Origin of the sequence: Actinomadura geliboluensis (assembly GCF_043197915.1) — a bacterium.
Classification (GTDB): Bacteria; Actinomycetota; Actinomycetes; order Streptosporangiales; family Streptosporangiaceae; genus Spirillospora; species Spirillospora geliboluensis.
The window spans coordinates 276217-297362 of the sequence record NZ_JBICUA010000006.1; the positions used below are offsets into that span (position 1 = coordinate 276217).

Annotated in this window: 25 protein-coding genes; 8 read left to right on the forward strand and 17 right to left on the reverse strand. The window is 72.1% G+C overall.

The genetic code is table 11. The features are described 5' to 3' along the window. The first annotated feature begins 4 nt into the window (after positions 1-4). Entirely contained in the window at positions 5-1180 is a 1176-nt protein-coding gene (locus tag ACGFI1_RS21250) for a sensor histidine kinase (RefSeq protein ID WP_392787243.1), read from the forward strand. Between the two features lies 1 nt (position 1181). Then, the gene (locus ACGFI1_RS21255) at positions 1182-1814 is read left to right on the forward strand and encodes a response regulator transcription factor (RefSeq protein ID WP_364546162.1); all 633 of its coding nucleotides are present in this window, start codon (positions 1182-1184) and stop codon (positions 1812-1814) included. 24 nt (positions 1815-1838) lie between these two features. On the opposite strand, the gene ACGFI1_RS21260 is transcribed toward ACGFI1_RS21255, so the two are convergent. The 5 genes from ACGFI1_RS21260 to ACGFI1_RS21280 all read right to left on the reverse strand — a co-directional run bounded on the left by ACGFI1_RS21260 (position 1839) and on the right by ACGFI1_RS21280 (position 6399). Next, on the reverse strand, positions 1839-2555 hold the full coding sequence (locus tag ACGFI1_RS21260; protein ID WP_138637906.1) for an ABC transporter permease: 717 nt from the start codon (positions 2553-2555) through the stop codon (positions 1839-1841). Next, positions 2552-3490, reverse strand: a complete 939-nt coding sequence (locus tag ACGFI1_RS21265; RefSeq protein ID WP_392787247.1) for an ABC transporter ATP-binding protein — start codon at positions 3488-3490, stop codon at positions 2552-2554. Before ACGFI1_RS21265 ends, ACGFI1_RS21260 begins: the two co-directional genes overlap by 4 nt. Before the next feature lie 23 nt (positions 3491-3513). Then, positions 3514-4392, reverse strand: coding sequence for an ABC transporter permease (locus tag ACGFI1_RS21270; protein ID WP_364546157.1), 879 nt, complete (start codon positions 4390-4392; stop codon positions 3514-3516). Beyond that, the gene (locus ACGFI1_RS21275) at positions 4389-5357 is read right to left on the reverse strand and encodes an ABC transporter ATP-binding protein (protein WP_364546154.1); all 969 of its coding nucleotides are present in this window, start codon (positions 5355-5357) and stop codon (positions 4389-4391) included. Before ACGFI1_RS21275 ends, ACGFI1_RS21270 begins: the two co-directional genes overlap by 4 nt. Positions 5358-5442: 85 nt before the next feature. Then, positions 5443-6399 carry a DUF389 domain-containing protein gene (locus ACGFI1_RS21280; protein ID WP_386874508.1) on the reverse strand — a complete coding sequence of 319 codons (957 nt, stop codon included), beginning with the start codon at positions 6397-6399 and terminating at the stop codon, positions 5443-5445. Positions 6400-6522: 123 nt separating this feature from the next. Between ACGFI1_RS21280 and ACGFI1_RS21285 the strand changes: the two genes are divergently transcribed. Further along, positions 6523-7404 (forward strand): HNH endonuclease family protein, encoded by an 882-nt coding sequence (locus ACGFI1_RS21285; RefSeq protein ID WP_392787251.1) that lies wholly within the window; start codon positions 6523-6525, stop codon positions 7402-7404. Between the two features lie 50 nt (positions 7405-7454). Further along, positions 7455-7775 (forward strand): hypothetical protein, encoded by a 321-nt coding sequence (locus ACGFI1_RS21290; RefSeq protein ID WP_364546146.1) that lies wholly within the window; start codon positions 7455-7457, stop codon positions 7773-7775. Here the strand turns inward: ACGFI1_RS21290 and glmM are convergent. From glmM to rplM, 3 genes are all read right to left on the reverse strand, one after another. After that, entirely contained in the window at positions 7772-9115 is a 1344-nt protein-coding gene (gene glmM / locus ACGFI1_RS21295; RefSeq protein ID WP_364546143.1) for a phosphoglucosamine mutase, read from the reverse strand. The two genes, ACGFI1_RS21290 and glmM, sit on opposite strands and share 4 nt — an antisense overlap. A 134-nt stretch (positions 9116-9249) precedes the next feature. Then, complete coding sequence (gene rpsI, locus ACGFI1_RS21300; RefSeq protein ID WP_089324437.1) at positions 9250-9756, reverse strand: 30S ribosomal protein S9; 507 nt, start codon at positions 9754-9756, stop codon at positions 9250-9252. 127 nt (positions 9757-9883) lie between these two features. Continuing rightward, positions 9884-10336 (reverse strand): 50S ribosomal protein L13, encoded by a 453-nt coding sequence (gene rplM / locus ACGFI1_RS21305; protein WP_301175482.1) that lies wholly within the window; start codon positions 10334-10336, stop codon positions 9884-9886. Between the two features lie 736 nt (positions 10337-11072). Between rplM and ACGFI1_RS21310 the strand changes: the two genes are divergently transcribed. The 3 genes from ACGFI1_RS21310 to ACGFI1_RS21320 all read left to right on the forward strand — a co-directional run bounded on the left by ACGFI1_RS21310 (position 11073) and on the right by ACGFI1_RS21320 (position 14628). Next, complete coding sequence (locus ACGFI1_RS21310; RefSeq protein ID WP_392787253.1) at positions 11073-11834, forward strand: CAP domain-containing protein; 762 nt, start codon at positions 11073-11075, stop codon at positions 11832-11834. A 118-nt stretch (positions 11835-11952) separates the two neighbouring features. Continuing rightward, entirely contained in the window at positions 11953-13047 is a 1095-nt protein-coding gene (locus tag ACGFI1_RS21315; protein WP_392787256.1) for a hypothetical protein, read from the forward strand. A 24-nt stretch (positions 13048-13071) separates the two neighbouring features. Continuing rightward, positions 13072-14628, forward strand: coding sequence for a hypothetical protein (locus tag ACGFI1_RS21320; protein ID WP_392787259.1), 1557 nt, complete (start codon positions 13072-13074; stop codon positions 14626-14628). A gap of 54 nt (positions 14629-14682) precedes the next feature. Here ACGFI1_RS21320 and truA read toward each other — a convergent pair whose 3' ends face one another. The 8 genes from truA to infA all read right to left on the reverse strand — a co-directional run bounded on the left by truA (position 14683) and on the right by infA (position 19556). Continuing rightward, complete coding sequence (gene truA / locus ACGFI1_RS21325) at positions 14683-15579, reverse strand: tRNA pseudouridine(38-40) synthase TruA (RefSeq protein ID WP_392787262.1); 897 nt, start codon at positions 15577-15579, stop codon at positions 14683-14685. Positions 15580-15754: 175 nt separating this feature from the next. Further along, complete coding sequence (gene rplQ / locus ACGFI1_RS21330; protein ID WP_392787265.1) at positions 15755-16273, reverse strand: 50S ribosomal protein L17; 519 nt, start codon at positions 16271-16273, stop codon at positions 15755-15757. Between the two features lie 95 nt (positions 16274-16368). Continuing rightward, positions 16369-17382 carry a DNA-directed RNA polymerase subunit alpha gene (locus tag ACGFI1_RS21335; protein WP_131741171.1) on the reverse strand — a complete coding sequence of 338 codons (1014 nt, stop codon included), beginning with the start codon at positions 17380-17382 and terminating at the stop codon, positions 16369-16371. Between the two features lie 112 nt (positions 17383-17494). Beyond that, complete coding sequence (gene rpsD / locus ACGFI1_RS21340; RefSeq protein WP_138636291.1) at positions 17495-18121, reverse strand: 30S ribosomal protein S4; 627 nt, start codon at positions 18119-18121, stop codon at positions 17495-17497. Between the two features lie 20 nt (positions 18122-18141). Next, complete coding sequence (gene rpsK / locus ACGFI1_RS21345; protein WP_021596710.1) at positions 18142-18543, reverse strand: 30S ribosomal protein S11; 402 nt, start codon at positions 18541-18543, stop codon at positions 18142-18144. A 48-nt stretch (positions 18544-18591) separates the two neighbouring features. After that, a complete protein-coding gene (gene rpsM, locus ACGFI1_RS21350; protein WP_138636292.1) occupies positions 18592-18972 on the reverse strand; it encodes a 30S ribosomal protein S13 in 381 nt (126 codons plus the stop codon). 182 nt (positions 18973-19154) lie between these two features. Then, positions 19155-19268 carry a 50S ribosomal protein L36 gene (gene rpmJ / locus ACGFI1_RS21355; protein ID WP_021596712.1) on the reverse strand — a complete coding sequence of 38 codons (114 nt, stop codon included), beginning with the start codon at positions 19266-19268 and terminating at the stop codon, positions 19155-19157. Positions 19269-19334: 66 nt separating this feature from the next. Next, on the reverse strand, positions 19335-19556 hold the full coding sequence (gene infA / locus ACGFI1_RS21360; protein WP_067629441.1) for a translation initiation factor IF-1: 222 nt from the start codon (positions 19554-19556) through the stop codon (positions 19335-19337). A 258-nt stretch (positions 19557-19814) separates the two neighbouring features. On the opposite strand from infA, the gene ACGFI1_RS21365 reads away from it, so the two are divergent. Further along, entirely contained in the window at positions 19815-20372 is a 558-nt protein-coding gene (locus ACGFI1_RS21365; RefSeq protein ID WP_387072226.1) for a hypothetical protein, read from the forward strand. Positions 20373-20435: 63 nt separating this feature from the next. Here ACGFI1_RS21365 and ACGFI1_RS21370 read toward each other — a convergent pair whose 3' ends face one another. Then, positions 20436-21056: a GNAT family N-acetyltransferase gene (locus tag ACGFI1_RS21370; protein ID WP_392787267.1), complete on the reverse strand. Its 621-nt coding sequence runs from the start codon at positions 21054-21056 to the stop codon at positions 20436-20438. Between the last annotated feature and the right edge of the window lie 90 nt (positions 21057-21146).

Here is a 21146-nt window from a genome sequence, read left to right on the forward strand (position 1 = left end):
CGGCATGCCGATGCCGCAGCCCGGTGAACGCCCCCAGGTGCGCGCGATCCGCCGCTGGTACGTCACCGCCTGGGTGGTCCTCGGGCTCGTCCCGCCCGGCATCGCCGTGTGGGACCAGCCCGAGGGGACGCGGTCAGCCACGCTGGCGCTGCTGTCGGTGCTCGCCCTCTGCTACCCCGTCACCGGGACGTTCCCCGGCGACCCCGTCCTCCGCCGGACCGCGTTCCTCGGCGTGCTCGCCGCCGGGATCGGCGCCGTCTCCTACGAGATGGGCGGCGCCGCGTCCCTGCTCATCGCGTCGCTCCCGCACTTCTGGATCTTCGCGGGCAGCCCGCGGCGCGCGGTCGTCCTCAGCGGCGCCGCCGCCGCGGCCGCGGTCGCGGGCGACGCCGCCCGGTCGGCCCCCGACGGGCCGCTGCTCACCGGCAACGCGGTCGCCGCGCTCATCGGATACGCGGCGAGCGTCCTGTTCGGGCTGTGGATGCACCGGGTCGTCGGGCGGCACGACGAGCGCGCCCGCGCCCTCGCCGCCGACCTCGCGGACGCCGAGCGGCGGCTCGCCGAGGCGCAGCGCCGGCAGGGCGCCGCCGACGAGCGGGAACGCCTCGCCCGGGAGATCCACGACACGCTCGCGCAGGGGCTGGCGTCCATCGTGGTGCTGGCGGAGGCCGCGCGTGACGGCCTCGGCACCGACCCGGCCGGGAGCGCCCGTCAGCTGGCCTCCATCGAGCGGACCGCCCGGGAGAACCTCGCCGAGGCGCGCGTCCTCGTCGGGGCGGCGGCACAAGCCGAGGTGGCCCCCGCGTCCATCGCCCGGACGCTGCGCCGCACCCTCGACCGGTTCGCCGAGGACACCGGGCTCGCCGTCACCGCCGACCTCCCGGACGTCGACTGCGACCAGACGACCCGGATCGCGCTGCTGCGCTGCACCCAGGAGTCGCTCGCCAACGTCCGCAAGCACGCCGCCGCGTCCGCGGTCGGGATCGTCCTGGAACGGCGCCCGCACGGCGTCGAACTGGAGATCACCGACGACGGGCGCGGGTTCGCGGTCGGCGCGGCCCGGGGGTTCGGCCTGGACGGCATGCGCCGCCGGCTCGCCGAACTCGGCGGCGAGCTGACCGTCACCAGCTCACCCGGCGACGGCACCCGCGTCTTCGCCATGATCCCCCTGAAGGCATGACATGACCGGCACCCTGCGGATCATCGTGGTGGACGACCACACCGTCATGCGCGCGGGCGTCGTCGCGCTGCTGGCCGCCGAACCCACCATCGAGATCGTCGGCGAGGCCGGCGACGGCCGCGAGGCGATCGAGCTCGCCGAGCGGCTGCGGCCCGACGTCGCCCTCCTCGACCTGCGGATGCCCGTGCTCGACGGCGTCGCCGCCACCGCCGGGATCGGCCGGTTCGGCACCCGCGTGCTCGTCCTCACCACCTACGACACCGACACCGAGATCGAGCGGGCGATCGAGGCCGGCGCCATCGGCTACCTGCTGAAGGACACCACCCGCGACCAGCTCGTCGACGCCATCCGCGCCGCCGCGCGGGGCGAGACGGTCCTCGCCCCGCGCGTCGCGGAGAAACTGGTCGCCCGGATGCGCCGCCCCGAGCCCGCCGCGCTGACCGCCCGGGAGATCGACGTGCTGCGGGCGGTCGCCGACGGCCTGTCCAACGCCGAGATCGGCAGGCGGCTCGTCATCGCCGAGGCGACGGTCAAGACCCACCTCCTGCGCGTCTTCGCGAAGCTCGACGTCGGCGACCGCACCCGCGCCGTCGTCGTCGCCATGGAACGCGGCCTCCTCGGCGACACGCGCTAGTCGGCGCCCGCTAGTCGGCGCTCGCTAGTCGGCGCTCGCCACCGCGAGGGTGCGCAGGCGGAACGTCGCCAGCAGCGTCGCCGCCGCCGTTACCGCCACCAGCAGCGCGATCGCGACCGGCAGATCGACCGTCGAGGTGACCGGGGACGCCCCGGTCAGCGCGTCCGTGACCGACAGGCACCACTGCTGGATGGACGCCGACTTCGCGCCCGGCGCGAAGCTGCCGAGCAGCGACTCCCAGACCAGCGCGTACAGCAGGCCGATCGTGACGGCGTTGCGGCTGGCGACCGCGAGCGCGACGAACACCGCGCTGTAGGCCACCCCGCCGATCAGCACGCCGACCGCGAACGCCGGCGTCAGCTGCGCCGTCGTCCCGCTGAGCACCAGCCCCGTCAGCAGCGTCGGGACCGTCGCGAACGCCGTCACCAGGACGATCGCCACGACGAGCTTCGTCAGCACGATCACCTCGCGCGGGATCGGCTTGGTCAGCACGTACATGATCTGGCCGTCGTCGATCTCCGGCCCGATCACCCCGGTGCCCGCGATCAGCGCGAGCAGCGGCAGCAGCGTCGCGAGCCCGAACTGCTGCAGCACGCCCGCGGAGACGTCCAGGTCGTTCTGCCCGGTCGCGCGGAGCACGACCGCCAGGATCAGCATCATGAGCGGCAGCCCCAGCAGGAGCAGCGCCCGCTTGCGCCCGAGCATCGCCCGGAACGTGATCATCGCAATGGTCGGGTTCATCGGGCCACCAGGTAGGAGAAGACGCTTTCGAGGGACTCGTCGGCCGGGGAGACCTCCCAGAGGCGCACGTCCGCGTCGCGGGCGACCTGCGGCAGCAGCAGCGTGAAGCGCTGGAAGTCGACCGCCTCCACCCGCAGGCCCTTGTCGGTGAGCTGGACGCTGCGCGCCGAGCCGTCCGCGATGACCGCGGCGGCCAGCCGGCGGTCGTCGGACGAGCGGACGAGGAAGATGTGCGGCCGGTCGGTCATCAGCCGGCGGATCTTGCGGAAGTCGCCGGACGCGGCGTGCCGGCCCGCGACGATCACCTCGATATGGCTGGCGAGCCGCTCGACCTCCTCCAGGATGTGCGAGGAGAACAGGATCGTGCGGCCCTCGTCGGCCATCCGCTGGATGAGGTCCATCAGCTGGAGGCGCTGGCGCGGGTCCATGCCGTTGAACGGCTCGTCCAGCAGCAGCACGGGCGGGTCGTGCACCAGCGCCGACGCCATCTTGATGCGCTGCTTCATGCCCTTGGAGTAGTTGCCGATCGGGCGCCCGGCCGCGTACTCCATCTCGACGAGGCCGATGGCGCGGCGGGCGGCGGCGTCCGGGTCGGGCAGCTTGTGCAGCTTCGCCATCGCGTTGATGAACTGCTCGCCGGTGAGGAAGTCGTACGCCGACTCGCGCTCGGGGACGAGCCCGAGGCTGCGGTAGGCGGACGGGTTCCGCCAGATCGGCGCCCCGTCCAGCGTGACGCTCCCCGACGACGGCGCGAGGAACCCGCCCATCATGTGGATCAGCGTCGACTTGCCGGCGCCGTTCGGGCCGAGCAACCCGGTCACGCCGGGACCGACCCTCATCGACACGCCGTTGACGGCGACGACGTTCCCGTACCAGCGGGACACGTTCTCCAGGATCAGCTCGCTCTTGCTTCCTGTGGGGGGACGACCCCCCACACCCCCCGCTTCGCTTCGCTCATTCATGAGAGGCCCGCCTTCCTGAACCGGCGGTACAGGACCGCGATCGAGCCGACGACGATGAGGGCGCACAGGGCGAGCGCGACGACGCCGCCGGTGACGCCGGGCGCGATGCCGGGCGAGGACGACTCCGCGCCGAGCAGCCTCACCTGGACGATGTCCACCAGGTTGAACGGGGTGAGCAGCCCGATCCAGCCCTGCAGGGTGAAGTTGGTCCGCGCCTCGGCGATGCCCTGCACGGCGCCGACGAACGCGGCGCTGATCATGTAGACGGCGATGACCGCGGCGACGCCGAACCCGCGCCGCGGCGTGAACGCCGCGACGACCATCCCGATCGCCGCCAGCACCAGCGCGTACAGCACGCAGCCGACGAGGGCGCCGAGGTAGTTCAGCAGCTGGTCGCCGGAGTCGGGCATCTTGGTGATCAGCCCGCCGACGTACAGCACGGTGACGGGCACCGCCATCAGCGCCAGCAGCGCGGTCGTCAGCGCGGCGCCCTTCGCCAGCACGAAGTCGAGATGGCCGACCGGCCGGGAGAAGTACAGCGGGATGACGTGGAACCGCACCTCGCGGGAGGCCAGCACCGGCGCCTGCGTGGCCAGGAAGATCGCCACGATGACCTGCATGATGTTGGCGTAGGACGCGTAGCGGAACAGCGCGTCCGGCTCCTTGCTGAACGCGAACGCCGCGACCGACCCGGCGGCCGGCAGCAGCATGATCCCCGCCAGCAGGAACGGCATGACCTTGGCCCGCGCGGGCCGGCCGAGCCCGAACGCGGCGCGCAGGTTGTGCACGTACAGCGACCGCAGCACGTACGCGCGGCCGTTGCGGCGGCCCTCGTAGTGGCGGTAGCCGATGTCGTGGATGGTGCTCGTGCTCATCGGGGGGCTCCCTGCTGGACGGGTCCGGCGGGCGGCTGGACGGTTCCGGCGGGGGCGGGCGGCGCGGGCGGCCCGGTCTGGAAGACCTCCTCGATGTGGTGGCGGCGCTGCTCCATCCGGATCAGCCGCAGCCCGAGGTCGGCGACGCCGTCGCGGACCAGGTCGTAGGTCGCCTCGCCGGCGATGTCGACGATGAGGAACCGGCCCTCCGGGTGGACGGACACGCCCTGGTCGTACAGGTGCTGCCCGAGCACGTCGCGCCCCTCGTCGACCTCGACGGTCAGCACCCCGCTCGCGGAGGTGTACGCCTCGACGGCCTGGGACCGCAGCAGCTTCCCGCCGTCGATGATGACGACGTGGTCGCAGACCCGCTCCAGCTCGCCCAGCAGGTGCGAGGTGACGAGGACGCTGATCCCGAACTCGGCGCCGATGCGCCGGATCAGGTCGAGCATCTCGTCGCGCCCGGCCGGGTCGAGGCCGTTGGTCGGCTCGTCCAGGAACACGAGCTTCGGGTCGTGGACGAGGGCCTGCGCGAGCTTCACCCGCTGGCGCATCCCGGTGGAGTAGCCGCCGATGGGACGGTACCGCTCCTCGTAGAGGCCGACGTGCCGGAGCGTGTCGGCGGCGCGTTCGCGGGCCGCGGTCGCGGGCAGTCCGCACATCCGGGCCATGTGCACGACGAACTCGGTCGCGGACACGTCCGGCGGCAGGCAGTCGTACTCGGGCATGAACCCGACGCTCTCCCGGATCCGCAGGCCCTCGCGCGCGATGTCGAGCCCCAGCACGGTCGCGGTGCCGGAGGTCGGCGGCAGCAGCCCGAGCAGGATCTTGATGAGCGTCGACTTGCCGGCGCCGTTCGCGCCCACCAGCCCGACGACGCCCGGTTCGACGGCCACGGAGAGGTCGTCCAAGGCGGTCACCCGGGGGAACCTCATCGTCAGGCCCTGGGTGGCAATGATCGGCATGCTTCGAACCTAGCGGCTGTCAAGGTGGGACACGTCACCCTCAAGGGCGATGCAGGGGCAGCCTTTCGTCCGATGCGGCGTCGACCTAAGTCCGCCGCCCGATGGCCGGTCGTCTCCCGTTCCGCAGGACCATCCCCCACAGCGCCTTCTGGACGAGCAGCGTCAGCGCCCCCGCGATGATCATCCCGGCGAAGTTGACGGCGAGCTGCAGCAGCGACCCGGTGATCTCGCTGCCGTGCTTGAGCGCCATCGCGACCGCGAGGTTCCCGGCGGCCGGCACGGTGGTGACGGAGATGAAGACGCCGACCAGTGCCGACGACTTGCCCGCGGTGAGCGACAGCACCCCGGCGCCGCCGGCGAGCAGCGCGACGATGAACGACCAGCGGTCCGGGCTGTAGATGAACGCGGTGAGCGGGCGCTCGGCGGGCAGCCGGTCCAGTTCGATCACTCCGATCCACCGGCTGACCAGCGCGCACACGTAGGTGATCGCGATGGCGACGGTGAACCCGACGACCAGCGCCCGGACGGCCTGCAGGATGTGCACCGGCTGCCACCGGACGAGCCCGTAGCAGATCGCCGCGACCGCGCCGAACTCCGGACCGAGGACCATCGCGCCGACCACCAGCACCGGCGAGTCGATCAGCGCGGCGATCCCGGCGAGCTGCGTGGCCAGCGCGAGGAACGCGACGAACGACCAGGTCAGCGCCGTGCCCTCGCTGACCTGCCGGTCCAGCTCCTCCCACACGACGGCGTCGTCGCCGTGCCCGGGGGCCCGCTCCATGGCCGCCTCGGCGGTCTCCGACAGCGTCAGGTCGACCTTGTCGAGCGCGATGGAGCCGTCCCGGTCGACGCTCAGGGCGCGCAGGGCGTCCAGCACCTCGTTGGCGGACTCGCGGGCGATGTCGGCGGTCACCAGGTCGCCGCGCGGCGACCGGGCCGCGCCGTCGATCACGACCACGTTGGTGGCCCCGGCGCATGCGTCCAGCGCCCGGCAGACGGCGTCGGTGCGGTCCGCCGGGACGATCGCTCTGAGGTGCAGCACGGGCCAATGGTGCCGTAAACGGCGGGCCCGTGTGACCGTGACGCCAGGCCATACGGTTTGATCGGTTATTTGCATTACTTTTGGCGAAAAATAAGGACAGCCAACCCCCAGGGCGGTGACGGCATGGCGCTGCGCGACCGGATGCGGCGTGACCAGAAGCGGCGTGACCGGATGCGGCATGACCGGATGCGGCACGACCCGATGCGGCACGACCCGATGCGGCACGGGCGGAGGAGCGAACCGGGCCGCGGGCTGCTGGTCGCGGGCGCGCTCGCGATCGGCCTCGCGGCGGCGACCGGCTGCGAGGCGACCCTGAGCGCCGGCGACCCGTCCGCCTCCCCCGGCGGCGGTGCGCCCGCCCAGAGCGACGGGCACGCGACCAGCCCGCTCGACAACCCCGACGGCACCAAGCCGGGCCTCGCCGCCATCACCGCCGCCGGTGACCGGGCCGAGGCGCGCACGCTCATCGCGAAGGTCGTCACCAAGGGGCGCGGGCCGAAGACCGGCTACGAGCGCGAGAAGTTCGGCTACGCGTGGATGGACAACGCGCCCGGCGTCCCGTTCGCGCGCAACGGCTGCGACACCCGCAACGACCTGCTGAAGCGCGACGGCACCGAGGTCCGCTACCGGTCCGGGTCCGACTGCGTGATCATCTCCCTCACGCTGGCCGACCCGTACTCCGGCAAGACGATCAAGTGGAAGAAGGCGCGCGCGACCGCCGTCCAGATCGACCACGTGATCCCGCTGTCGTACGGCTGGCAGATGGGCGCGTCGCGCTGGTCCAAGGGCAAGCGCGAGTCCCTCGCCAACGACCCGCTGAACCTCGTCCCGGTGGACGGCCCGCTCAACGGCGCCAAGAGCGACTCCGGCCCGGCGTCCTGGCTGCCGCCGAACAAGGTCGTCCGCTGCTCCTACGGCGTCCGCTTCGCCCAGGTGGCACTGAAGTACGACCTGCCGGTCACCGCCCCCGACAAGGAGGTCATGCTCGGCCTGTGCGGCGGCTGACCGCCGGGCGCCGGCGCGGAGGCCGCCGGACGGCCGAATATGCTCGTCCGATGAGCAACGAACCCGACGACAGGCAGGACGGCGAGACCGAGACGAACGGCGCACCGCCCCGCGTCCGCACCGAGCGCGGCGTCGGCGCCCGCGCCACCGGCGCCGAGGTGACCGGGGCGTCCGCGACCGGCCTCACGGTGCGGCTCGGCAACGGGCTCGGCTCGATCGCGATCGGCTCGATGGCGCTCGGCGCGCTCGCGATCGGCGCCGTCGCGATCGGCAAGCTCGTCGTGAAGCGCGCCGTCATCGCCCACCTCGAAGCCGGCACCGTGGAGATCCGTCACCTCAAGGTGGGGCGCCTGGAGATCGACGAGCGCTAGCCCAGGACGGTCTTCACGACACCGGCGAGGTGCTCGGCGACCGCCTGCGCCTGGTCGTGCGACGCCGCCTCGACCATCACCCGGACCATCGGCTCGGTGCCGCTCGGCCGGATCAGCACGCGGCCCGTCTCGCCGAGGTCCGCCTCGGCGGCCGCGACCGCCTGGGCCAGCTCCGGCGCCGTCTTCGCGCGGGCCTTGTCGACGTCCTTGACGTTGATGAGCACCTGCGGCAGCCGGGTCATCACCTTGGCCAGCTCGTCCAGCGGGCGGCCCCGCCGGGCCATCGCGGCGACCAGGTGCAGGCCGGTCAGGACGCCGTCGCCGGTCGTGGCGTGGTCCAGCATGATGACGTGGCCGGACTGCTCGCCGCCGAAGCCGAAGCCGCCCTCCTTCATCGCCTCCAGCACGTACCGGTCGCCGACCGCGGTCTCCACCACGGTGATCCCGGCCTCGCGCATCGCGAGCTTGAAGCCGAGGTTCGACATCACGGTCGCGACGACGGTGTCGGACGGCAGCGCGCCCGCCTCGCGCAGGTCGAGCGCGAGGATCGCCATGATCTGGTCGCCGTCCACGACCTCGCCGGACGCCGTCACGGCCAGGCAGCGGTCGGCGTCGCCGTCGTTCGCGATGCCGACGTCCGCGCCGTGCTCCCGGACGGCCTTCTGCAGGGCCTCCAGGTGCGTCGAACCGCAGCTCGAATTGATGTTCAGGCCGTCCGGCGCCGTCCCGATCGTGAAGACCTCGGCACCGGCGCGGCGCAGCGCCTCCGGGGCCACGTCGGAGGACGCGCCGTTCGCGCAGTCGACCACGACGCGCAGGCCGTCCAGCGACACCGCGACCGTCGAGACCAGGTGCGCGACGTACTGCTCGACGGCGCCGTGCGCCTCCCGGACCCGGCCGACGCCCGCGCCGGTCGGCGGCTCCCACGCCTCGCCGAGCCGCGCCTCGATCCGGTCCTCGATCTCGTCGGGGAGCTTGTAGCCGCTGCGGTCGAAGAACTTGATCCCGTTGTCGGGCGCCGGGTTGTGCGACGCCGACAGCATCACGCCGAGGTCGGCGTCCAGCGCGTGCGTCAGGTACGCCACCGCGGGGGTCGGCAGGACGCCGAGGCGCAGCACGTCCACCCCGGCGCTGGCGAGGCCCGCCACGACGGCCGCCTCCAGGAACTCACCGGAGGCCCGCGGGTCGCGGCCGACCACGGCGAGCGGGCGATGTCCTTTGAACGCGCCCTGCTCGCCCAGCACCCGCGCCGCCGCGACGGACAGGTCCATGGCCAGCGGAGCGGTCAGATCGCGGTTGGCGAGCCCCCGCACGCCGTCGGTCCCGAACAGACGAGCCACAGTTCAACTCCCGATGAGACTGGATGACCCCGGACTGGATGACCCCGGAAAAGCGGACGAGCCGCCGCACCCGCCGCGACCCCCACGCGGACCTGCCGCGTGGGAGCACGGGGTGCGACGGCTCGTACCGTCGATCAACGCTTGCTGTACTGCGGAGCCTTGCGGGCCTTCTTGAGACCGGCCTTCTTGCGCTCCGGCACCCGCGCGTCGCGGGTGAGGAAGCCGGCCTTCTTCAGCGCCGGGCGGTGCTCGATGTTCGCGAACTGCAGCGCGCGGGAGATGCCGAGGCGCAGCGCACCGGCCTGGCCGGTGGTGCCGCCGCCGTTGACGCGCGCGAGCACGTCGAACTGGCCCTCCAGGCCCAGCAGCACGAACGGCTCGTTCACGATCTGCTGGTGCACCTTGTTCGGGAAGTACTGGTCCAGGGTGCGGCCGTTGATCTTCCACTGGCCGCTGCCGGGGACGATGCGGACCCGCGCGATGGCCTGCTTGCGGCGGCCGGTGCCGGCTGCGGGGCCGGTCGCGACCGGCTGGCCGAGGTAGCCCTCGCCGGGCGCCTCGGGGGTCTCGGTGCTGTACTCGGACGGCGCGTCCTCGTACGAGTCGAGCTCGACGCCCTCGGCGCCGGTGGTGTCGTCCACGGTTCTCCTTGGGGTGTTCTAGCCAGGGCGGCTGGCCCGTCCATCGGGTGCCCCGGCGGCCTCATGTGCCTGCGTGCGATGTCTCTGCGCGCGATGTCTCTGCGTGCGCCCTGGACGGGCGCGGGTGTCACTTCGCGGGCTGGCTGATCTGGGTGATCTCGAACGGGACCGGCTTCTGCGCCTGGTGCGGGTGGTCCGGCCCGGCGTAGACCTTCACCTTGCCGAACATCTTCCGGCCGAGGGAGTTCTTGGGCAGCATGCCCTTGATCGCCTTCTCGACCGCCCGCTCGGGGTGCTTGGCCAGCAGCTCGGTGTAGGTGACCGAGCGGAGCCCGCCCGGGTAGCCCGAGTGCCGGTAGGCCTTCTTGCGCTCCGCCTTGTTGCCCGACAGCGACACCTTGTCGGCGTTCACGATGACCACGAAGTCACCGGTGTCGAGGTGCGGCGCGTAGATCGGCTTGTGCTTGCCCCGAAGCAGCTGCGCGACCTGACTGGCGAGACGGCCCAGCACGACATCGGTCGCGTCGATGACGTACCACTGACGCTGGACGTCAGCGGGCTTAGGGGTGTACGTGCGCACGGTCGTCAGCCTTCGTTTCTCGTCGACTTTCAGCGGTTTCGATCCTCCGCTCCCCCTCGCGGGCGAGCGCCACATGTCAGCGGAAATCCTGCTCGCGCCGATCAGAGGATCATCCGACCCGGCGCTCCGGGAGGCCGGGGCCCCCACACGTCCGCGGCAGTTGACGCGAACACTCCGAGACGCACCGGCTCGCTGCGGCGTCGCCCCACCCGGAGGGCAGGCGTCACGCACACAACAAATAGGCAGGATACACGAGCGACGGGTAAGCGGCGCAATCCGCAGGACAGAGCGGCCTTCAGACGCCGACCGTGGGGAGCGTCACGGTGACCATGGGTAGCACTTTTGATCTTTCTTAACGGATCTCCGTAACTCGGGGTGTATATCGGGATAAGGTGCCGGGCAACCGAGTCCACGCCGGCTCGCGCCGGCCCGCACCCGGGAGCCCCCGCTGTCCACTCCCCGCAGACCCGGCGACCCCGCCGGAGGCCACCAGCCCAGGCATGACGGGCAGGGCGGCTGCACGTCCCGCTTCCGCGTCTCCCCGCCCCGCGACGAGCTCGTCGCCGGCGGGCGGCGGCGCGGCACGTCCCCCTCTGGGCCCCCGCCGGGCGGCCGCCGGACGGACGGCGCGCGCCCCCAGGGCGGCCAGGGCCAGGGCGGACGCGGACAGGGCCACGGCGGGCGGGGCCGAGGCGGCAAGCGCGGCCGGTCCCGGCTGAGGAGCGCGACCGGGCTGATGGCGGTCGTCACCGCGTCCGGGCTCGCCATCGGCATCGGCGTCGCGATCGACCGGCTCGTCCTGCCCGAGCTGCGCTCGGACCGGACCACCGCGGCCGGCCCGGAGACCCGCGAGCCCACCGAGACCATGCCGGGCCCGCAGAGCGACCTCCCGACGACCGCCGCCGCGTCCGGAAAGCCGAAGAGCGGCGCGACGGGCGCGCCCACCACCGCGCCGACCACGGCGGTCGCGGAGCCGACGCCGCCGCTGAAGCCGATCCACCCGCGCACGACCGCGTCGGCCGAGCCGTCGAAGTCCGCGGCGGCGCCCGAGCCCGACGCGCCGCCGACGCAGGCGTCCGGCGGCGGGGGCGGCTCCACGGGCGGCTCGTCCGGCGGATCGCCCTCCTCCGAGGCCGCCGTCGTGTCCCTGACCAACGCCGAGCGCGCCAAGGAGGGCTGCCGCCCGCTGCGCGTCGACCAGCGGCTCGTCACGGCGGCTCGCAAGCACTCCGCGGACATGGCGGCCAACGGCTACTTCGACCACACCTCGCGCAACGGCGACAGCCCGTGGAAGCGGATGGAGGACGCCGGCTACACGAGCCCCGGCGCGGAGAACATCGCCAAGGGGTACCCGACCGCCGCCGCCGTCGTGAAGGGCTGGATGAACAGCCCCGGCCACCGGGCCAACATCCTGAACTGCGGCCTGCGCGCGATCGGCGTCGGCCGGGCGTCCGGCCCCGGCGGCCCGCTGTGGACGCAGGACTTCGGCTGGAAGTGACCCGCCCGCTCCTCCGGGACGCGACCTTCGGGGAATCACCGGCGTCCGGTTCGCCCCCATGTCATGGTGGGTGTCCGAACGTGAAGACCCCTGAATGAGGAACGGTAAGGTCCAACCCATGGGTTATCCGGGCGATCAAGGCAAACCCGGCGACTGGCCCCCTCGGCAGCCGCCGCACGCGCCGTACGGACCCGGAGCCGGAGCGCCGCCGTACGGCCACGACAACGACGAGGCCCCCTTCGCACCGCGCGAACGGGTGGACGACGACACCGCAGCGTGGAACGACGCGCCGACCGCGTCCTGGGACGAGCGGCCCTCCGCCTCCTGGGACGAGCAGCCCGCCGCGCCGTGGGACGACCGGCCCGTGGCGGGCGGCGCGTTCGGCGCCGACGACTCCTACGGCCCCCCGGAAGGGATGCCGCCGGGGCCGCCCGGCCCGCCCGGTCCGTCCGGCGGCGGGCCGACCCCGCCCGAGCGGCGCCGCAACCTGCCGCTGATCATCGGCGGCTCGGCGGTCGCCGGGATCCTGCTCATCGGCGGCGGCGTCGGGCTCTCCTCGCTGCTGAAGGACGACGACGCCGAGCCGGCGAAGGCGGCCCCGACGCAGCCCGCGCCCACGCAGGCGCAGCCTGAGCCGTCCCCGGCCGAGCCCGTCCTCGCGCCGGTGAAGCTGAAGACCCGCACCACCGACCCGAAGCCGCTGACCCTCAAGGAGGTCTTCGGCAAGGCGAAGTTCACGGCCGGCGACCACAAGTACGTGCGGACGGCCGTGAGCGCGAAGAAGGGCTGCACCGGCGTCGTCGGCGGCACGACCCTGGAGAAGGCCCTCAAGAAGGGCGACTGCACCCAGGCGCTGCGGGCCACCTACGCGCTCACCAGTGGCTCCCTCATCGGCACCGTCGGCGTGTTCAACCTCGAGAGCGAGTCCGCCGCCAAGGCGGCGGTGAAGGCCGCCGGCAACAAGGACGCCTTCTTGCAGGCTCTGCCAGGCAAGGGCGTGTCCAAGACCAACGGCAAGGGCGAGGCGTTCGGCACCTCGCAGGCCCGCGGCCACTACGTCATCATGACGTGGGTGCAGCGGCCGGACGGCAAGAAGATCGCGAGCAAGTACCATGCGGCCGTCCAGGTCTTCGGCACCCAGATGGTCAAGGGCAGCAACCTCGCCCTCGCCCTGCATTACAGGGAAACCGAAGGCAAGCCCCTCCAAAAGTGACCCCTGCGAATACCCTCACTGCTTATGTCCGGACCTGAAGACACTCGGGAGACCGCCGAGTCGGCGGGGACGTCCGGCGTCCCCGCCGACTCGGCGCCGCCCAGCTTCGGCGGGGGCGACGGCGAGACCGCCACCGGTACCGCCCCGCTCCGGCTGCCCGCGTTCGGCCTGCAGGCGCCCTGGTGGGCCGCCGAATCGGAGGCCGACGCCGAGCCCGAGCCCGCGGCCGCCGACCCCGCAGCCGAGGCCGCAGCCAAGCCCGCTCCCCCCGACCCCGCTCCCCCCGAGGCCGCCCCCGCCGACCCGGCCCCCGCGGACCCGGCCTCCACAGACCCGGCCTCCACCGCCGAGCCGGCCCCAGTCGGCATCTCGCCGGGGACGCTCGTCGCCGGCCCGGGAGTCCCGCCGGTCGACTCCCGCGGCGCCGTTCCCGCCGAGCCGCTCGTCAAGCCCCCCGTCTCGACCGACGACACCGACCCCGACGGCTTCCAGGCCGTCCGTCCGGAGGGCGCCGCCCCCGAGGACGACACCCCGAAGGACGACACCCCCGTGGACAACCCCGCCGTGAACGAGGCCGCGGAGGACGGTCCCGCGTCGCTCTCCGCCTTCGAGAAGGCGAAGGAGGCCGAGAGCGCGTCGTCCGCGCAGACGGCCGTGCTGGTGCCCGACGCGATCCTGCCGCGCGGCGTGGTGCCGCCCACCGGCAGCGGACCGTTCCCGCACACCGAGACCGCGGACGGCGCCACGGTCGCCGACGGCCAGATCCCCGTGATCGCGCCGGTCTACCACACCGAGGGCGGCGTCCCGCTCGACACACCGCCGCCGCCCGGCCGGCCGCCCCAGGGCGCGCCCGGCACCGGCGCCGCCGGTGGCAGGAACAAGCGCCGCACCGTGCTGATCGGCGCCGGGGCGGCAGTCGTCCTCGCGGCCGGCATCGCGCTGTTCACCTTGGGCGGGACGGAGCCGAGCAGCGAGGACGGCGCCCGCAAGGCGGCCGAGCCGTCCGCGGTCCCGGCGCCGTCGTCGGCCGCCCCGGCGCAGCCGTCCCCCGCGACCGGCCCGGCGAACATCGCCGACGAGAAGACCGACCCCGAGGACCTCACGTTCCGCGACGTGTTCCCGCAGGTGGTCGTCAAACTGGGCGGGCGGACCTACACCCGCGACCGCTGGTCCCTCAACCGCGACGTCAAGTACGCCGCCCGGGGCGCGATGCTCCGCACCCTGCAGCAGCAGCAATGCCGCAAGATCATCCGCGCGACGTTCATCGACCGGGCGAACAAGCTCGCCGTCACGTCCGGGATCGCGGTGATGCCGACGAAGGACGCCGCGCTCGCGGTGAGCAGGGCCGGCGACCCCGGCACGTACGAGTGGTTCCGCGGCATGGCCGGCAAGCACTCCCCGGACATCGACCGCGCCGGCGGCTACGCGGCCGCGACCGTCCGCGGCCGGTACGTGGCCTACGCCTACGTCCAGTGGGCGAACGGCAAGAAGGCCGAGCCCGGCGACCCGGTGATCAAGCAGGCCGCCCAGCAGTTCCTCGACTACGACCTGCGCCCGATCATGGCCCGCGCCCGCGGCTGACCGGCCCCCTCGCGGCCGCGCGCCCCCGCCCCGGGGCCCGCGGCCGTGTCGCGTCTAGGCCGTCCCCTGCTCGGACGAGGCGGGCTGCTGCGGCTCGGCGGCGTTGGCGTTGGCGGCGGCGGTCGCGTTGAGCGTCCGGACCCGCCGGGTCTCCTGCGCGCGCCTGGCCAGGCTGTCGTCGCCGGGGTAGCGGATCTCCTCCAGCGACAGCCCGTGCGCGGGCGCCACGTTCACACCGGAGTCGCGGACGCGGGCGGCGAGCACCTCGGCGGGCCACTCCACCTCGCGCCGCCCGTCCCCCACCATCAGCAGCGCGCCGACGAGCGCCCGCACCATCGAGTGGCAGAACGCGTCGGCCTCCACGGTCGCGAGCGCCAGATGCGGGTCGCGGTCGTCGCGGACCCACTCGTAGCGCAGCAGCTCCCGGATCGTCGTCGCGCCCTCCCGCTTGCGGCAGTACGCGGCGAAGTCGGCCTCCCCCACCAGCCGCCGCGCGGCGTCGTTCATCCGGGCCAGGTTGAGCGGGCGCGGATGCCACAGCACGTCGTGGCGACGCAGCGGGTCCACCCCCACGGGGTTGTCGCACACCCGGTACACGTAGCGGCGCGACAGCGCGGAGAACCGGGCGTCGAACCCCTCCGGCGCGATCGACACCCGCCACACCCGCACGTCCGGCGGGAGCAGCCCCGCGAGGCGGCGCGGCATCGTCCCGTTGATCGCCGAGTACGCCGCCACCGGCACCACCAGGTGCGCGACCTGGCCGCTCGCGTGGACGCCCGCGTCGGTGCGGCCGGCGACGGTGAGCATGGGGGGCGGATCGAGCCGCAGCATCCGCGCCAGCGCGTCCTCGATGACGCCCTGCACGGTCCGCTGGTTCGGCTGCCGCGCCCAGCCCGCGAAGTCCGACCCGTCGTAACCGATGTCGAGCCGGAGTCGTACCAGTGCGGTCATGTCAGCCGATTGATCCTTCTGCAACGTGGCTGTTCCGATCCTTTGCGTGTGCGCGCCGCCGCTCCCCTGACCTGACCATGTGTCGAGTCTGGCAAAGAACAGGGCCCACCGCCCGCTGTGGACGGTGGGCCCTGGACGAATGTCGAGCAAACGCTCGGCCAGTTCGCGCGGCGAACTACTCCTTGCCGTCCTCCGCCTTGGCGTCCGCCGCCTCGTCCGCGGCCTTGGCCTCGGGCTCGGGCTCGGGCTCGGCGGCCTTGCTGAGGGTGACCTCGCCCTCGGCGGGCAGCTCCTCCTCGGCGACCTTCGGCGCCGCCTTGCCGGTGGCGGCCGGCATCGGCTCCCGCACCAGCTCGATGACCGCCATGGGCGCGTTGTCGCCCTTGCGCGGACCGATCTTGGTGATGCGGGTGTAGCCGCCGGGCCGGGTCTCGAAGCTCGGCGCGATCTCGGTGAAGAGCGCGTGGACGACGCCCTTGTCGCGGATCGTGCGGGCCACCAGGCGACGGTTGTGCAGGTCGCCCTTCTTGGCCTTGGTGATCAGCTTCTCCGCCAGCGGACGCACCCGCCGGGCCTTGGCCTCGGTGGTGGTGATGCGGCCGTGCTCGAACAGCGCCGTCGCCAGGTTCGCCAGGATCAGCTTCTGGTGCGCGGCGCTCCCGCCGAGGCGGGCGCCCTTCGTGGGCTGAGGCATCGTGCTTCCTTCCTGCACCGGCCGTGTCAGGTACCGGTGTCAGCTGGATCCGGTACGGCCGGGGAACGCGCCCCCGGCCGTCCGGAATCGGGTTTCTAGTACTGCTCGGTCTCGGCGTAGCTCTGGTCGTCGTCGCCGTAGTTGTCGGCCGCCGCGCTCGGGTCGAACCCGGGCGGGGAGTCCTTCAGCGACAGGCCCATGTCGTTGAGCTTCTGCTTGACCTCTTCGATCGACTTGGCGCCGAAGTTGCGGATGTCGAGCAGGTCCTGCTCGGAGCGGGCCACGAGCTCGCCCACCGAGTGGATGCCCTCGCGCTTCAGGCAGTTGTAGGAGCGGACCGTGAGGTTCAGCTCCTCGATCGGCAGGGCCAGGTCCGCGGCGAGCGCGGCGTCCGTCGGGGACGGGCCCATGTCGATGCCCTCGGCCTCGACGTTGAGCTCCCGGGCCAGGCCGAACAGCTCGACGAGGGTCTTGCCGGCGGAGGCGACCGCGTCGCGCGGCAGCATCGCCTGCTTGGTCTCCACGTCCAGGATGAGGCGGTCGAAGTCGGTGCGCTGCTCGACTCGGGTCGCCTCGACCTTGTAGGTGACCTTCAGCACGGGCGAGTAGATGGAGTCGATCGGGATCCGGCCGATCTCCTGGCCCGGCTGCTTGTTCTGCGCGGCGGAGACGTAGCCGCGGCCGCGCTCGACCGTCAGCTCCATCTCCAGCTTGGCCTTGTTGTTCAGCGTGGCGATGTGCAGGTCCGGGTTGTGGACTTCGACGCCCGCCGGCGGCGCGATGTCGGCCGCGGTCACCTCGCCCGGGCCCTGCTTGCGCAGGTACATGACCACGGGCTCGTCGTGCTCGGAGGAGACGACGAGCTCCTTCAGGTTCAGGATGATGTCGGTGACATCCTCCTTGACCCCGGGGACGGTGGAGAACTCGTGGAGGACGCCCTCGATCCGGATGCTGGTGACGGCCGCACCGGGAATCGAGGAGAGCAGCGTACGACGCAGCGAGTTGCCGATGGTGTAGCCGAAGCCCGGCTCCAGCGGCTCGATGGTGAACCGCGACCGGTACTCGTCGACCTGCTCTTCGGTGAGAGTGGGACGCTGAGCGATGAGCATGGTGGTGCCTTCTTTCCGCGGTGCCCGCTATTTGACGACCGCGTTCTCGAGTGTTCCCGATCCGCCGGGGCCCCGTCCGGGACCCCGGCGGTCGTTGAGCCCTACCCGGTTCTTACTTGGAGTAGAGCTCGACGATCAGCTGCTCCTGGACGGGAGCTTCGATCTGCTGGCGGACGGGCAGCGAGTGCACGAGGATCCGCATCTTCTCGCCGTCGACGCCGAGCCACGCCGGGACGGGGCGCTCGCCGATCTCGGCCTTGGCGACCTGGAACGGCGTCGTCTCCATCGACTTGGGCTTGACGTCGATGATGTCGGCCTCGTTCACGAGGGCCGACGGGATGTTGACCTTCTTGCCGTTGACCCGGATGTGGCCGTGCCGGATGAGCTGGCGGGCCATGTCGCGGGACTTGGCGAAGCCGCCCCGGTAGACGACGTTGTCGAGCCGGCGCTCCAGGAGGGCGAGCAGGTTGTCACCCGTCTTGCCCTGCTGGCGGTTCGCCTCGACGTAGTAGTTGTGGAACTGCCGCTCCAGGACGCCGTAGATGCGCCGCGCCTTCTGCTTCTCGCGAAGCTGCAGCAGGTACTCGGTCTCCTTGGGCCGACCGCGACCGTGCTCACCCGGCGGGTAGGGACGGATCTCGATCGGGCACTTCGGGCCCATGCACTTGCTGCCCTTGAGGAACAGCTTCATCTTCTCGCGGCGGCAGAGCTTGCAGTCCGCACCGGTGTAACGAGCCATTTTTCTAGATCTCCCCTGCCTCAGACCCGGCGGCGCTTGGGCGGGCGGCAGCCGTTGTGCGGAACGGGCGTGACGTCCTGGATCGAGCCCACCTCGAGGCCGGTCGCCTGCAGCGAGCGGATGGCGGTCTCGCGGCCCGAGCCCGGGCCCTTCACGAAGACGTCGACCTTGCGCATGCCGTGCTCCATCGCGCGCCGGGCGGCGGCCTCGGCGGCCTGCTGCGCGGCGAACGGGGTGGACTTGCGCGAGCCCTTGAAACCGACGTGGCCCGAGGAGGCCCAGGAGATCACGTTCCCGTTGGGGTCGGTGATCGAGACGATCGTGTTGTTGAACGTGCTCTTGATGTGGGCGTGCCCGTGAGCGACGTTCTTCTTTTCCTTGCGGCGCACCTTCTTGGCGCCGACACGGCTCTTAGGAGGCATGTGCTCTCTCTACTCTTGAGGTCATCGATCCGGAGGACCGACTCCGGACTACTTCTTGCCGGCCTTCTTCTTGCCGGCCACGGTCTTCTTCTTGCCCTTGCGGGTGCGCGCGTTGGTCTGCGTGCGCTGACCGTGGACCGGAAGCCCGCGGCGGTGCCGGATGCCCTGGTAGCACCCGATCTCGATCTTGCGGCGGATGTCCGCCTGGACCTCGCGGCGAAGGTCACCCTCGATCTTGTAGTTCGCCTCGATCCAGTCGCGGAGCTTGATCAGCTCGTCGTCGCCGAGCTGGTGCACCCGCAGATCGCCGCTGACGCCGGTACCCGCCAGGGTCTCCAGCGCCCGCGTCCGGCCGATGCCGAAGATGTAGGTGAGAGCGACCTCCAAGCGCTTTTCGCGCGGGAGGTCGACGCCGAGGAGGCGTGCCATGTGGGCAGTTCCCTTCATAGTGCGGAGGTATGGACGCACCGCGTCCGCACACACCCTGCCCGGGTGGCGGCCTCGGCCTCCGACGGTCCGAGGGTGGTCCTCACACGCCGGTGCCGTACGACCCGATCATGGGTACGTACGGCGACGTGTGAAGGCTGCGGTGCGCTTGTCTGTTGTGGGCGTCAGCCCTGACGCTGCTTGTGGCGCGGGTCGGAGCAGATGACCATGACCCGGCCGTGCCGGCGGATGACGCGGCACTTGTTGCAGATCTTCTTGACGCTCGGCTTGACCTTCACTGGGTCTCCTAGAGATAAGGGTCACCCCTGTGCCGCCACACACAGGGAAGGCAACCCCAGTGGGTGTTACTTGTAGCGGTAGACGATCCGACCGCGCGTGAGGTCGTAGGGGCTCAGCTCCACAACGACGCGGTCGTCCGGCAGGATCCGGATGTAGTGCATCCGCATCTTGCCGCTGATGTGGGCGAGCACCTTGTGCCCGTTCTCGAGCTCCACCCGGAACATGGCGTTCGGGAGGGACTCGATGACGGTGCCCTCGATCTCGATGGCCCCTTCTTTCTTGGGCATGTCCTCCGCGCTTCGCTGATCGGCTCATTGGACGCGGCCCGGGTCTCCGGTGGAGAATCGACCGCAACCCACCACGACGCGCGAGCGTCGGAAACGGGGAATCAGGCGGTCGGCGACGGACCGACAAAGGAGTCTACGTCAACCGGACGCACAACGCGAAATCGACGCACGCCACGAGTCCGGAGACTGCTCCCGACACAAGCATACATCGCGTGCGCGTTGTACCTTTCAGGAGAGAGACGTCAGAGGAGGATCAGCATGCCGAGCTATGACTTCGCGCTGATCCTCAGCCGTCCCCTGTACGAGGACGAACTGGATCCGCTCTTCGACCGCACCCACGGCGCGGTCACGGTCTCGATCATCAGCGAGCCGCAGCACGCGCAGCGCCCCGGCAACGCGTCCTGCTCGTGGTCCGGCGCCACCCTCGCCGCGTCGATCATGGAGGTGGTCGAGCACGTCGAGGAGAGCGCGCCCGGCCTGCACGTCCTCCAGGTCGAGGCCGACCCGCTGCTGACGATCCGCGACATCGCCGAGCGCGTCGGCCGCTCGCTGGACTCGGTCCGGCACGCGATCACCGGCGCCCGCGGCGCCACCGGCTTCCCCCCCTCGGAGATGTCGACCGCCGGCCACCGCCTGTGGCGCTGGTCGAAGGTCGCCGCCTGGTACGGCCTGGACGACCCGCAGCTCGTCGAGGCGAAGCCCACGGTCCAGGCCATCAACGGCTGGCTGGCCCTCCGCGACGTCGTCCCCGACGTGGCGCCGCCTGCCGAAGAGGTCACCACGGCCCTCTCGCTGGTCATCCCGCACGTCGCCTGAGCGACGGCTCTGCCAGTGGGGCTCAGCCCCGCAATGGAACCGCTTGAGTGACGCGGGCGGGTTTCACCAGGAGCGGCAGCGGGTGGGGGCCGGTTCCACGTTCGCGAACCAGCGGGACGGGATCACGCGGCCGTCGGAGAGGCGGTGTGTCTCCGGGCCGGGAGCCGGGTCGAAGCCGGCCCGCCACAGGGAGCGGACGCTCGCGATGTTCTCGGGCTCGGCGCCCGCGCGGACCTCGCGGTAGCCGAGGTGGCGGTGGGCCAGCGCGAGGCCGGCGGTGAACAGCTCGGCGCCGAGGCCGCGGCCCCGGTAGCCGGGGGCGAGGTGGCCGCCCAGCTCGCAGCCGTCGCCGGACAGCGGGGTCAGGGTGAACGACCCGGCGAGCGTGCCCCGGTCGGGGTCGATGGCGACCATGTCGAGGCGGAGGCCCGGGTTCGGCAGCCCGAAGCGGCCGCGGCCCCGGCCTGCGGGGGTGGCGAGGAGGCGGGCGCGCTCCCCCTCGGGGATCAGCATCTCCGGGGTCCAGCCGAGCCACCGCTGTGCCGCGGCATCGCTGGCCGAGGCCGCTATGCGCCGCGCGTCCGACAATGTCGCGGTGCGGAAGAAGAGCCGGGGGGTCAGGATCTCGTGGCGGCCGCCGGAGCAGCCGCGGACGCGTAAGGCGGGCCGCTGCCGCGTCACCATGGCCGTACCTCCGGTGTGATCTACCGCCGAGCAAGGTAGCGGGTGGAGGCGGGCGGTGGAAGACGCCCGTAATGTCGTTGTTCACGGGGC